This is a genomic window from Mesorhizobium sp. ES1-4 (assembly GCF_020164745.1).
GTDB lineage: Bacteria > Pseudomonadota > Alphaproteobacteria > Rhizobiales > Rhizobiaceae > Mesorhizobium.
In genome coordinates, this window is record NZ_JAIUGV010000001.1 from 1 (window position 1) to 12602 (window position 12602).

Sequence of the window (12602 nt, forward strand, 5' to 3'; positions counted from 1 at the left end):
CGGCTTGCCCATTGCGATCTCCTTTCAACCGCAATGAATCACGAACTCAAACCAAGGGGAATCCTGAATCCTTTAAAACGCGACAGGCTTTAGCCGGATACCAAAGCTACCTGGCTAACCGGATCCAGCGGGTGACGGCGTTTCGTTCGGAGCAATTCGCGATCTAATTTGGACTGGGCAATAGTTGGGGATGTGGCCTGGGCGACGTCTCGTGCCACCTGCTGTGTAGCCGATTGGGCAGCAATAAAAGCAGAATCCCGCCTTCACTTTTGGATGCTTTTCCCGAAAAACAGCAAAGACGTTAGGCGCAAACGATGCGCTCGCAACTACCCGGCGATCAATTCTATGGCGAAGGCTGATCGATAGGCTTTCGACGGCTGACGATCCGGTCGGCGACAAGCGCGGGCATATAAAAGTTTTTGTCTTGCTGGCTTGTGAATCCCATCCGCTGATAGACACTGCCGCCGATGCCTGGGATGACGTTGCCGTTCTCATCCGCCTGAGCATCCACGGCCAAAATCCAGTACTCGAACTTGTCTCCCACCGAAGCGGGAAACTCAGCCTCGAGCCTCCTCCGAGCGCCCTTGAGCATCACTGGCGACGCGACGTGAATGTGCTCCGCTTCTGTCTCATCAAGCATTCTGAGAAGGCTTGTCCGTATGGTGCACGAACTGGAAACGATGCTCTTCAGAACTACGAAGTGGTCGACATGTGGGGGAATCGGATCCATGTATTCCTGAATGATGTTCGCAACTTCCTCGCGACCAGGAACGTTGAGCGTCTTACGGTCCATCCACAAACAAGTTAGCCGGACGTCCGCACCTGCCCGGGTGAGGACCTCGATAAAGCCGCTTCCTAGCGAGTCGACATCCTCCACGCCTGCGACCACCAAAACGATCTTGCCTTTGAAATCGACAGACTCTGAAATTCGGTGCGCTAGACAGTCGCCCAGCCGTTGCATCGCATCTCGATATGCTGCCGGTGGGGTACCTGTTTCAGCCAAAGCCGAGAGTGGCTGAAGAATGTCGTCGGTGGCTGCGCCTAAATATCGCCTGCGACTCGTCATTGCGCGTCCCTCATCAATGCGAAGAACTCTAGGAAATCCGATGGCGGCGAAAGCTTCAATCGATTCTCAAAATTATTCCACTGCTGAGTGCCGCATTCATAGCGAGCACGACCCTGCAAACCGGGGTACGCAAAAATGACGATCCTCGAACGCACTTGGTAGCTGAAATCGGGTATCTGATCGAGGATGCCGCGAATGTCCTCGGCGAGGGCAAATTCGGGATCGAGTGTTCTAATGGTTCCTGATGAGAAATCGCTCGCGCGCTCCAGGATCTCGGCAAGGGTCGCATTGCGATTGAGCTCTTCCCACGCTGCTAGAATATGGCGGCGGCTGTCCCTCCTTGCGTTGCTGGTATCAAACGGTTCCAGCATAACACCCACAGCCTCATCGTAACCCGGAAAGGGGGGCTCGAAATGGATCACATCTACCTCCCCTAGGTCATCTGGGCGGCTTTCGTCCAGACGAGCGGCCACATCAACTCTGGAAACTACGATCTCGATTGATCCTATGATACCAGCTTCTTCGTTGCATGAGCGCTGCGAGCGGCAATCTTCTGCCAGATCACCCCAACCCTGGCTCTGCTTATCCTTCAGCTGCGAGAAAATGGACCGGTCAGGACGATGGACTAGAAAGTCGTCGATGAAGCAAAGCGCTTGGGCTTGCAGATGTATCCCTGTCCCGTCGTCGTTGGACTCAAGGCATTCCACACCTAGCTGAACGATACGCGCCAAGGCGTATTCACGTTCGTAGGCAGCGCCCTTATCGGCACTGTCTCCGCCACGCCGCTTCCTTTCGACTCTCTTCCGAGCCTCGGCACCGAGCAAAGCTTCAATTTGGTCGGGGGTCAGCATCATTATGGAGCAATTTCTGGTCAAGTGTCGCTGCTTTGCGGCAGTAGTGGATTCGGTTCACAAAGGCGGGTGCAGAGAACAACGGCCCGACAAGCACTTCTAGGGTTTCATGGTAGGAGAAGGCTTGGCACCGCTGTCGGAGCAGACGCGGTTCTTGCGAAAATCAGCTACGGCCTGGCTTACGCTTGTGAAGGAGCGGCCGATTGGCCGCTCCAAGTACAAAACATTTGCTTTCAGGCACCCAACTTTGGGTGTGGCACCATCTGACCGCTCCAAGCCATCTTGGGCCTAGTTACCTAGGCCTGAGATGACCTAGGGGCACAACATTGGCTTGTAGGGGCACAACTTTGCGGATCCCTACACGTCTCAGATTTTCCTCAGCTGCACCCGCTCGTGGCACCACAGGTATCGCACTTCTCGCAGGTCCCGTTCCGCACCATGGTAAAATTCTGGCACTCGGAGCAGGAATTGCCGGTGTAGCCTTGCAGCAGCGACTTGGCGCGGCGGTCGGCGGCGAGTTTCTTCGCCTCGGCCGCTTCATGCGCCGCCGTGTCGGTGAACAGGGCCGCGGTGGTATCGCTCGAGGCTTCGGATGCCGCTTCCTCGAAGGCGATGTCCTCGGCCAGTTCCTTGGCCCGCTCCTCATAGTCGCGCTTGTAGGCGATCGCCTCGTCGCTCGCCGGCTTCAACGCCAGCACGTTGGAGCCGGAGAAGGCCGTCGGCGCCGAGCGGGCAGGGGTGCCGGAGCCGGCAAAGCCCTTCGGCTCGCTGCCGCTTGCCCTCGACACCAGCTTCACCGGCGAGCCGCGGGTCAGGCCCTTGGAGACGGCGTCGGTCTTGCCTTCGCTGATGCCGCGGCCAAGCGCGGTGTTGGAGAAGTCCGACTGGTCGACATGGGCGAGATCGTTGCGGCCAAGATAGGAGATGGCCAATTCACGGAACACATAGTCGAGGATCGACGTCGCGCTCTTGATGGCATCGTTGCCGATGACCATGCCGGCCGGCTCGAACTTGGTGAAGGTGAAGGCGTGCACATATTCGTCGAGCGGCACGCCATATTGCAGGCCGAGTGAGATCGCGATGGCGAAGTTGTTGAGAAGGCCGCGCAGCGTGGCGCCCTCCTTGTTCATGTCGATGAAGATCTCGCCGAGACGGCCATCGTCATATTCGCCGGTGCGCAGGAAGATGGTGTTGCCGCCGATCTTGGCCTTCTGCGTATAACCCTTGCGGCGGCCGGGCAGCTTTTCCTGCTCGCGCGACACGCGTTCGATGATGCGTTCGACGATGCGCTCCGTGATCTGCGCCGCGCGCGCCGCCGCCGGTGCCTGGATGAGCTGCTCGACCGCGTCGTCCTCGTCCTCCTCGCCATCGGCGAGCAGCGAGGCGTTGAGCGGCTGCGACAGCTTCGAGCCGTCGCGGTAGAGCGCGTTGGCCTTCAGCGCCAGCTTCCACGACAGCATGTAGGCGCTCTTGGCGTCCTCCACCGTCGCGTCGTTCGGCATGTTGATGGTCTTGGAGATGGCGCCGGAGATGAAGGGCTGTGCCGCAGCCATCATCTGGATGTGGCTGTTGATCGAAAGCGAGCGCTTGCCGATCTTGCCGCAGGGGCTGGCGCAGTCGAACACCGCCAGATGTTCGGCCTTGAGGAAGGGCGCGCCTTCCAGCGTCATCGCACCGCAGACATGGATGTTGGCGGCCTCGATGTCCTTCTTCGAGAAGCCCATCGCCGGCAGCATTTCGAACGAGAAGTCGTTGAGCTGCTCGTCGGTGAAGCCGAAGGTCTCCTTCACCCAGTCGGCGCCGAGCGTCCACTGGTTGAAGACGAACTTGATGTCGAAGGCCGACTTCAGCGCGGCATTGAGGGCCGCGATCTTGTCGTCGGTAAAGCCCCTGGCCTTGAGCGAGCCGGGGTTGACGGCCGGCGCCTGGTTGAGATTGCCGTGACCGACGGCATAAGCCTCGATCTCGGCGATCTGGCTCTCGGAATAGCCCAGCGTGCGCAGCGCTTCCGGCACGGCGCGGTTGATGATCTTGAAATAGCCGCCGCCGGCAAGCTTCTTGAACTTCACCAGGGCGAAGTCGGGTTCGATGCCGGTGGTGTCGCAATCCATGACCAGGCCGATCGTGCCGGTCGGCGCGATCACGGTTGCTTGCGCGTTGCGGTAGCCATGCTCTTCGCCAAGCTCGATGGCACGGTCCCAGGCGGCTCTGGCGTGAGTGGCCAGATCCTGCTGCTTCAGGTCCGACGCCACGAGAGGCACCGGATTGACGGCGAGTTTTTCGTAACCGTCCCTGTCGCCATACGCGGCGCGGCGATGGTTGCACATGACGCGCAGCATGTTCTGGGCGTTGCGGTCATAGTCGGGGAAGGCGCCGAGTTCGGAAGCCATTTCCGCCGAGGTGGAGTAGGCGACGCCGGTCATGATCGCGGTCAGCGCGGCGCAGATGGCGCGGCCTTCGTCGGAGTCGTAGGGAATGCCCGAGGTCATCAGCAGGCCGCCAATATTGGCGTAGCCGAGGCCCAGCGTGCGGTAGTCGTAGGAGAGCTTGGCGATCTCCTTCGACGGGAACTGCGCCATCATCACCGAGATTTCGAGAACCATGGTCCACAGCCGCACGGTGTGCTCATAGGCAGCGATATCGATCGTGCCGTCGGCATTGCGGTAGGGGAGCAGATTGATCGAAGCGAGGTTGCAGGCCGTGTCGTCGAGGAACATGTATTCCGAGCACGGATTGGAGGCCCGGATCGCACCGGCCGAGGCGCAGGTGTGCCAGTCGTTCATCGTCGTGTTGAAATGCAGGCCGGGATCAGCCGACGCCCAGGCGGCGTAGCCGATCTTTTCCCATAGGTCCCGCGCCTTCAGCGTCTTCAAGACCTTGCCGTCCTTGCGGGCGGTCAGGTGCCAGTCGGCGTCGGTCTCGACGGCGCGCAGGAAATTGTCCTTCAGCGACACCGAGTTGTTGGAGTTCTGGCCCGAAACGGTGAGGTAGGCGTCGGAATCCCAGTCGGTGTCGTAGATCTTGAACGACATCGAGGTGTAGCCCTGCTTGGCGAACTGGATGACGCGGTAGATATAGTTTTCCGGCACCGCCGACTTCTTGGCCGCCTTGATCTCGCGCTTCAGAGCCGTGTTGATGGCCGGATCGAAGCAGTCGTCGTCATGGCCTTCGCAATTGACGCAAGCCTTCATGATCGCTTCGAGATGCTTCTTGACGATCTTGGAGCCAGTCACCAGCGAGGCGACCTTCTGCTCTTCATTGACCTTCCAGTCGATGAATTCCTCGATATCGGGATGGTCGGCGTCGACAATGACCATCTTGGCGGCGCGGCGCGTCGTGCCGCCGGACTTGATGGCGCCAGCGGCGCGGTCGCCGATCTTCAGGAAGCTCATTAGGCCGGAGGAGCGGCCGCCGCCGGACAGCTTTTCGCCTTCGCCGCGCAGCAGCGAGAAGTTCGAGCCGGTGCCCGAGCCATATTTGAACAGGCGCGCCTCGCGCACCCATAGATCCATGATGCCGCCCTCGTTGACGAGATCGTCCTGCACGCCCTGGATGAAGCAGGCATGCGGCTGCGGATGCTCGTAGGAGGATTTCGATTTGGTCAGCTTGCCGGTGAAGGGATCGACATAGAAGTGGCCCTGGCTCGGGCCGTCGATGCCATAGGCCCAATGCAGGCCGGTGTTGAACCATTGCGGCGAGTTCGGCGCGACGCGCTGGGTGGCCAGCATATAGGCAAGCTCGTCGCGGAAGGCGCGCGCATCTTCCTCCGACGCCTTGAAGTAGCCGCCCTTCCAACCCCAATAGGTCCAGGTGCCGGCGAGCCGGTCGAAGACCTGGCGGGCGTCGATCTCGGAACCATAGCGCTCGGCCTCGGGAAGCTTGGCGAGCTCGGCCTCATCGGCGACGGAGCGCCACAGGAAGGAGGGAACGTCGTTCTCCTCGACCTTCTTCAGGCGCGCGGGAACACCGGCCTTGCGGAAGTACTTTTGTGCCAGGATGTCGGCGGCCACCTGGGAGAATTGCGACGGAACGTCGATATTATCCAAGCGGAACACCACCGAGCCGTCCGGATTCTTGATCTCGGAAAGCGCCTTGCGGAATTCAATCTCCGCATAAGCAGATTGCCCCGGCTTGGTGAAACGACGCTCGATGCGCATTGGTCCTGTCCCTTTTGTCTATATATAGCGCTTTCGTCAGGGGATTTCTGCCCCCGAAAGGCGAAAAGCACAGTCCGCCGTTTGCCGGCATTGCGAACAATGCCGGCATCTCCTCTTCGCGAGTGCGGCCACGCACGCGACAAAACGCCTTGCCAGGCATTTGCCGAGGCTGCCAACCGACCCACGGGTCCCTCAAACTTGAATTTTTCGATTCCCTCACCCGAGGGAAATTCACACTATCTAGCGTCGAACCTACCTGCAAACACTAAATATAGTGTTAACAGACAATTTATTCCAGTCCGACAATTCTCCCTTTCGTCGCCCCACCACCCCACGATCCCAACGCTTCCGCCGGCCTCGTAACAGGCGGAAATGCGGGCAAAACGCACATAATCCGGGAAAAAGACCGGGCTCAGAACTTTCCGGTCGCGCTCTCAACAGGAGCACATGGCCTATAAAAGGCGACTCGTTTCGAGCCGTCAAGGATTCGTTTGCGTAGCTTTTGTGACCCCAACATCTTGTGTGTCACACATGTGGATAACGGGGATAGAATTGGCCGCTGAAGGGACCTTTTTTCCAGCGACGGGCATGCGCCACCGTCGGTCCGCGACACGCGGAAATGTCCAGTGGGGCTGCTAGGAGCCCGGCAGGGCTGATGCGGCAGGAGTCAGCCGTAGTGCAGCTTCGGCTTGGGCTCGGTCCCGGTGAACCGTACGCCGAGCCTATTGCTGCGGCGCCAACGGACCGCGCAGCGATAGGCGACGCCATCGAGCGGCACATAGAGAAGGAATTGATCAGGGACCCGGGCCTCGAGCGGTATTTTCAATTCGGCGCCGCTCGCATGCTGGTTGCGCACCGTGCAACTCACTTCGGAATTCTGGATGCCTGTGATGATCGTTCCACCCTTGAGCACGCGCGGGCGATGCTCGCGCTGGGGCTCAGGGAACTCTTGCTGTGGTGGGGTGACAGGATTCGCCATCGATGAAACGCCAGACTGGCTGATTTCTATCGGAGAAAAATTAGCAAACCATTCACGCGATACATCACATGATTGCAAATTTCCCGCGATGCGCGCGTTCTCAGGAGAACCTGCGCGGGTCGGCGCAGAAATAGGCGATGATCTGGCAAAGATCGGGCTCATGGACCATCCGCACGGCTTCGCTCGACCTGACCCATCTGCGGGTGCGGGAGTGCTTCTCCTTCCAGCGGTCGGCGACCTTGCCGACATGCAGCGGAAACACCAGCACCTCGCAAGGCACTTCTTCGCCCGAAGCCAGCACCTTGGCATAGAAATAGCGGCCGGCTTCCAAATGAGAAATGTTTCCGCGCAATCCGGCTTCCTCGGCGGCCTCGCGCGCTGCCGCCTCGCAGAGTGGCTCCCTGGCTTCCGGCCAGCCCTTCGGCAGCACCCAGCGGCCAGTATCACGGCTTGTGATCAGCATGACCTCGACGCCATTCCCGGCGTCGCGCCAGGGAAGGGCGGCAACCTGCAAACGGCACGGCGCGGTGCCGAAGAGTCGCCTGACCCTATCAGCAAGGTGGTTGTGCGTCGTTGGCCTTGTCAACATAGGAGAAGCTAGCCCCAGCCTCCAGAATCATTTGCCCCCTCATGAATCTTAGGGCGTATTGTGACCAATAAAAGTAAAAACTTCGATCAAGCTGGCGGTTTCCCGTCAACAATGGGCGATTTCACAGGATATCTTGTCGGCGGGTCGCGCCGCGCAAGCAGATATTGCCCTCGGCGCTGCCTTCTCGGGGAAAAAGCGGCGAGCCGCGAATCAGCCTGCGTGATCGTCGGCGATCGGCTTCTGATAGGTGAAACCCATGTCCCAGGGGAAATAGATCCAGGTGTCCTGGCTGACCTCGGTGACGAAAGTGTCGACCAGCGGCCGGCCCTTGGGCTTGGCGTAGACGGTCGCGAAATGGGCCTTGGGCATCATCGCCCGCACGATTCCGGCGGTCTTGCCGGTGTCGGTCAGGTCGTCGATGATCAGCACGCCGGCGCCATCGTCGGCCAGCAGGGCCGGCGTGATCTCCTTCAGCACCTGCAATTGTCCCTGGCTGGTGTAGTCGTGATAGGAGGCGACGCAGACCGTCTCGATGACGCGGATGCCGAGTTCGCGCGAGATGATGGCCGCCGGGACCAGGCCACCGCGCGTGATGCAGACGATAGCCTTCCACTGACCTTTGCTGGTGCCGGCAAGCCGCCACGCAAGCGCCCGGGCGTCGCGATGGAACTGGTCCCAGGAGACCGGAAAGGCTTTTTCGGGAAGGGACATTTCTCGCGCACTCCGCGGCACGCGACGACCGCGTGCATGAAAACAGGGGAATGCGCGCGGAATTAACTGGAAACCCCTGGGCTTGGCAAGGTGGCTGGCAGCGATCGCTGTGGACTTACCGCGACAGGAAGGCCGCGACCTGCGCCGTGCGCAGCACCGTGCGTGTCACCCCGCCGAACAGAAGCTGGCGCAGCCACGAGTGGCTGTAGGCGCCAAGTACGAGGAGATCGGCACCGGTCTCCGCGACCCTGTTCTGGATCATGTCGTCGACCGAGATGCCGTCCGATTTCTGCACCGAGACGCTGACGGTGGCGCCGTGGCGTGAGAGGGCCGCCGCGATTTCGGCGCCCGCGGCCTCCGGGCTTTCGTCGAGCGTATCGGGTGGTCGATGACCAGTATGTCGGTTTTCTCGGCCTCGATGATGAAGGGCAGCGCATCGAAAGCTGCGCGCGCGGCCTCCTTGCTGCCGTTCCACGCAAGCAGCACGCGTTTGAAGGTGGTGACCAGCGGGCCCGCGCTCGGCACCACCAGGACCGGCCGGCCGGCGTCGTAGACCAGCGTATCGACGTCCGCGCTCGGATCGCCGCCGGTCTCGCGTTGGGCGGCGATGATGAGATCGGCGGCGCGTACGCTTGAAATGCCGGTCAGCGCGCTGTCGCCGGAGAAGCTCTCCAGGCTGCGCCATTCGAAGGAGAGCCCGGAATCCTCGATGCGCCTGAGGAAGACAGCCTGGAGTTTGTCGGCCCGCTCCCGGTTCATGTCGGCCGAGACCTGCAGGAACTCCGTATCGGGAAAGCCGGTCGCCGAAGTGTAGGGTACCGGGAGCGCCTCCGCATGGATGCCGATCAGATGGCTTTCGAAGCGGCCGGCAAGCGGGATGGCGCAGTCGAGGACCCGCTCGGCGTCCTGCTCGTTCTGCAGAATGGCGACGATGGTCTTGAAACGCATGATGATCCCTCAATCCTGCGAGCGACGGGCCTCGCGGCGAAAAAACGGTGCAGTGCCGTTCTTGGTTCCGGATTGCGTCGGATCAGCCCGCCTTGGCTGCGAAGCCGGCCACCATGGCCTCGACGTCGGCGCGCGCGGCTTCAAGCGCATCCTCATTGCGGGCACGAACCACCAGTTCAGTCCAGAACTTGCCGTCGCCATATTTGGGGTAGGAGCCGATGATCGTATCCGGATGCGCTTTCTGGATCTCGCCCAATGGCCCGCCGACAAGGCCCTCGCCAAACGGGCAGTGCACGGTAGCCGAAAGCATTTTGGTGCCGGCTCTCAGCGACGGGACGACATTGTCGAGCATGGCCTGGAAGATTGAGGGCACGCCGGCCATGACATGGACGTTGCCAATGCGGAAGCCGGGCGCCACGGACACGGGGTTGTCGATAAGGTCGGCACCGCGCGGCATTCGCGCCATGCGCTTGCGGGCCTCCGTGTATTCGATGCCGCGTGCGGCATAGCTCGCCTCCAGCAGGGCATAGGCCTTGGCATCGTATTCGCAAGGCACGCCGAACGCCTTGGCGATCGAATCGGCCGTGATGTCGTCATGCGTCGGGCCAATGCCGCCGGTGGTGAATACATAAGTGTAACGTACGCGCACGGCATTCACCGCCGCGACGATCTCGTCTTCCTCGTCGGGAACAATGCGGACCTCCTTCAGGTCGATGCCGATCGCCGTCATGATATCGGCGAGGTGGCCGATGTTCTTGTCCTTGGTGCGGCCGGACAGAATCTCATCGCCGATGACAAGCATGGCGGCAGTGACGATTTCAGGCATGGGAGGCTCCGGCAGACGGGCCATCTGAATAGCGCGGCGGGCGGTGGGCGGCAATGCCGCCAGATGGCTTTATCGGGCGCAGAGTGGCGCGCGCTTTTGTCGCCCGGCATCCCCGCCATTTCACGAGAATTTCAGGGAACCATTCGGCTGACTGTTGGGTTTTGACCACGTCGTTCCCAAGACGACCAAAGTAGATACGGAGTAACTGATATGTACGTAAAACTTCTAGCCGCATCCGCTCTGACGATCGGTCTTGCCACATCGGCCATGGCTCAGTCGGCAGAACCGACATATTCCAACCACGACTGGTGGCTTTTCGGCAGCAATGACGAAACAACTGTCGACCCGTACACGACGGGGAGCATCAACGCCTACGGTTCAGGGCTGAGCACCCAGGGCAATACCGGAGCTATCGGCCCATGCGCCCATAACACGCCCGGTCCCGACGCCAATTCCGGGCAGAACGTCAACGACCAGTACTGCGGCAAGTGATTGGACCCAAGACGCCGGTTGGCCGCGGATAGTTTTCAAACTATCCGCGGCACCGCCCGTCGTGGTCAATCCGAGATTTCAGTCTGCGGCCGGTCACGGCCGTCGGCTAGTTCCTCATGCCATTTGCCCTCGGCATCCTCATACTGGATGCCATCGGTGGAACCCGCGACCTGTTGTTCGGCCGAAGCGATCTCGGCGGCGCGCAACGCGTCCTGGTGAGTGGGGAATGTCTCGGAGAAGGTCGCGCCGACCTTGTAGGCCCAGCCCCCATCATGCTCGACGATTTTGTAAGTCAGCTTCGCCATCAAAAATCTCCAGTTAAAGGCCGCCTGCTCAATGCAACCGGTCGTCAGGCAGCCGGTCGTCGGGCACCAGCACTTCCGATTCCCTGGCGGCCTCAATCAGTGCCCTGCGCGCTTCCGCTGTCGAACGATAACCTTCCAGCACTTTGAGGCAAGTGTCGAGGGCGTCCCGATGACGAGGGCCGCGATTGAGCGGCCAAACAGTCATCAGGCACTCCGCAGCCTCCTGGGTCGAGCGGATATGGCGATATTTGCCGACATGGCCAAGCTCGACCACGACGGGCGTTTCAAAAGGTTTGTTGTCCATCATCATGGCCGCAACGCAAAGCAGTCAATTTGGTTGCAAAAGTGGCCCTTGGCCTGCGCCCAAAGGTCGCGTCGCGACCGTGACGCGGATTTGGATCTCGGCACAATGCATGCGAGCCGCCCGAAATCACTGGCAGAGCGCACCGGTACCGGGAGAATGGGCGGTCAGCCGGCGGCCTTCATCCAGTGCTCCATCGTCGTCACCGAGCGGGCGAGCTGCGGCGCCGGATGGATCTTTTCGCTGAATGTGGCTGCCGCACGCCATCCCCAGCGCGGATCGGCGAGGAAGGCTCGCGCCAGCGCCACCATGTCGGCGCGACCCTCGGCGATAACAGCCTCGGCCTGTTTCGGGTCGTCGATCAGGCCGACCGCACGGGTCGGAATGCCGGCCCCCTTGCGCACGGCTTCCGCCAGATGCACCTGATAGCCCGGCCCGGAGGGCAATTTCTGCAACGGCGAATTGCCGCCGCTGGAGCAGCAGAGATAGGCGACGCCTTCAGCCTTCAGCGCTTTCGCTACCTCGATGGCGTCCTCGATGTCAAAGCCGCCATCGACCCAGTCCTTCACCGACAGCCGTGCGCCGAGCATCAGCTTCGGCACAGCTTTCTTCACGGCCCTGGCGATTTCAACGGCAAGACGCATCCGGTTTTCCAGCGAGCCGCCCCAGCGATCCGTGCGCTGATTGGACAGCGGCGACAGGAACTGGAAGATCAGGTAGCCATGCGCCGCGTGCAGTTCGATGAAGTCGAAGCCGGCACGTTCGGCCCGCCTTGCGGCTTCCGCGAACCGCTCGATAAGCTGCAGGATTTCCTCGTCGTCCAGGGCATGCGGCACATTCCAGCCGGCGTCGTAGGCGATGGCCGAGGCCGAGACCGTCTGCCAGGGATCCTCGTTCGGCTGCAACGGCCCGCCGCCTTCCCAAGGCTTGCGGTTCGAAGCCTTGCGCCCGGCATGCGCCAATTGCGTGCCGAATTTAGTGCCGGGTGCGGCCACGCGCCGGGCCGCGTCGAGCGCGCGGCGGGCAGCGGCCTCATTGTCTTCGGAATAGAGGCCGAGGCAGCCATGGCTGATGCGTCCGCGCCGCTCGACATCGGTCATCTCGACCGTGACCATGCCGGCGCCTGACATGGCCAAATTCATCCAATGGTAGAGATGCCAGTCGCTGGCCGAGCCGTCCTCGGCGGAATACTGGCACATCGGCGCCACGGCGATGCGATTGGGGAAGGTGAGCCCATCGAGCGTGATCGGCTGGAAAAGCGATGTCGTCATGAAAAAACTCCGGGGAGGGGAATGCGCTATTTAGGCGACATCACCCTTCCATACCATACACGAGACGGTGAAACGCTGGACCAATCGTTGCCCCGATTGCGCCTGT

11 protein-coding genes and 1 pseudogene are annotated in these 12602 nt (G+C 61.1%); 1 reads left to right on the forward strand and 11 read right to left on the reverse strand.

Annotated elements, in window-relative coordinates:
- Positions 1 to 343: 343 nt before the first annotated feature.
- From LB556_RS00005 to LB556_RS00045, 8 genes and pseudogenes are all read right to left on the reverse strand, one after another.
- Positions 344 to 1066 carry a uracil phosphoribosyltransferase gene (locus tag LB556_RS00005; RefSeq protein WP_224561940.1) on the reverse strand — a complete coding sequence of 241 codons (723 nt, stop codon included), beginning with the start codon at positions 1064 to 1066 and terminating at the stop codon, positions 344 to 346.
- Positions 1063 to 1920 carry a hypothetical protein gene (locus LB556_RS00010; protein ID WP_224561942.1) on the reverse strand — a complete coding sequence of 286 codons (858 nt, stop codon included), beginning with the start codon at positions 1918 to 1920 and terminating at the stop codon, positions 1063 to 1065. Before LB556_RS00010 ends, LB556_RS00005 begins: the two co-directional genes overlap by 4 nt.
- A gap of 374 nt (positions 1921 to 2294) precedes the next feature.
- Positions 2295 to 6074 carry a vitamin B12-dependent ribonucleotide reductase gene (locus LB556_RS00015; protein ID WP_224561944.1) on the reverse strand — a complete coding sequence of 1260 codons (3780 nt, stop codon included), beginning with the start codon at positions 6072 to 6074 and terminating at the stop codon, positions 2295 to 2297.
- Between the two features lie 667 nt (positions 6075 to 6741).
- Entirely contained in the window at positions 6742 to 7053 is a 312-nt protein-coding gene (locus LB556_RS00020) for a PilZ domain-containing protein (protein WP_224561951.1), read from the reverse strand.
- Between the two features lie 100 nt (positions 7054 to 7153).
- A complete protein-coding gene (locus LB556_RS00025) occupies positions 7154 to 7642 on the reverse strand; it encodes an NUDIX hydrolase (RefSeq protein ID WP_224561953.1) in 489 nt (162 codons plus the stop codon).
- A gap of 210 nt (positions 7643 to 7852) precedes the next feature.
- Positions 7853 to 8353, reverse strand: a complete 501-nt coding sequence (gene gpt, locus LB556_RS00030; protein ID WP_224561955.1) for a xanthine phosphoribosyltransferase — start codon at positions 8351 to 8353, stop codon at positions 7853 to 7855.
- Between the two features lie 115 nt (positions 8354 to 8468).
- Positions 8469 to 9301: pseudogene (locus LB556_RS31555) on the reverse strand (universal stress protein).
- Positions 9302 to 9383: 82 nt separating this feature from the next.
- Positions 9384 to 10127, reverse strand: a complete 744-nt coding sequence (locus LB556_RS00045) for a competence/damage-inducible protein A (protein WP_224561957.1) — start codon at positions 10125 to 10127, stop codon at positions 9384 to 9386.
- Between the two features lie 210 nt (positions 10128 to 10337).
- On the opposite strand from LB556_RS00045, the gene LB556_RS00050 reads away from it, so the two are divergent.
- A complete protein-coding gene (locus LB556_RS00050; protein WP_224561959.1) occupies positions 10338 to 10619 on the forward strand; it encodes a hypothetical protein in 282 nt (93 codons plus the stop codon).
- Positions 10620 to 10684: 65 nt separating this feature from the next.
- Here LB556_RS00050 and LB556_RS00055 read toward each other — a convergent pair whose 3' ends face one another.
- The 3 genes from LB556_RS00055 to LB556_RS00065 all read right to left on the reverse strand — a co-directional run bounded on the left by LB556_RS00055 (position 10685) and on the right by LB556_RS00065 (position 12496).
- The gene (locus LB556_RS00055; protein WP_015318080.1) at positions 10685 to 10924 is read right to left on the reverse strand and encodes a DUF2188 domain-containing protein; all 240 of its coding nucleotides are present in this window, start codon (positions 10922 to 10924) and stop codon (positions 10685 to 10687) included.
- Positions 10925 to 10952: 28 nt separating this feature from the next.
- The gene (locus LB556_RS00060) at positions 10953 to 11231 is read right to left on the reverse strand and encodes a DUF982 domain-containing protein (RefSeq protein ID WP_032916788.1); all 279 of its coding nucleotides are present in this window, start codon (positions 11229 to 11231) and stop codon (positions 10953 to 10955) included.
- Positions 11232 to 11392: 161 nt separating this feature from the next.
- Complete coding sequence (locus LB556_RS00065) at positions 11393 to 12496, reverse strand: NADH:flavin oxidoreductase/NADH oxidase (protein WP_224561963.1); 1104 nt, start codon at positions 12494 to 12496, stop codon at positions 11393 to 11395.
- Positions 12497 to 12602 lie beyond the last annotated feature (106 nt).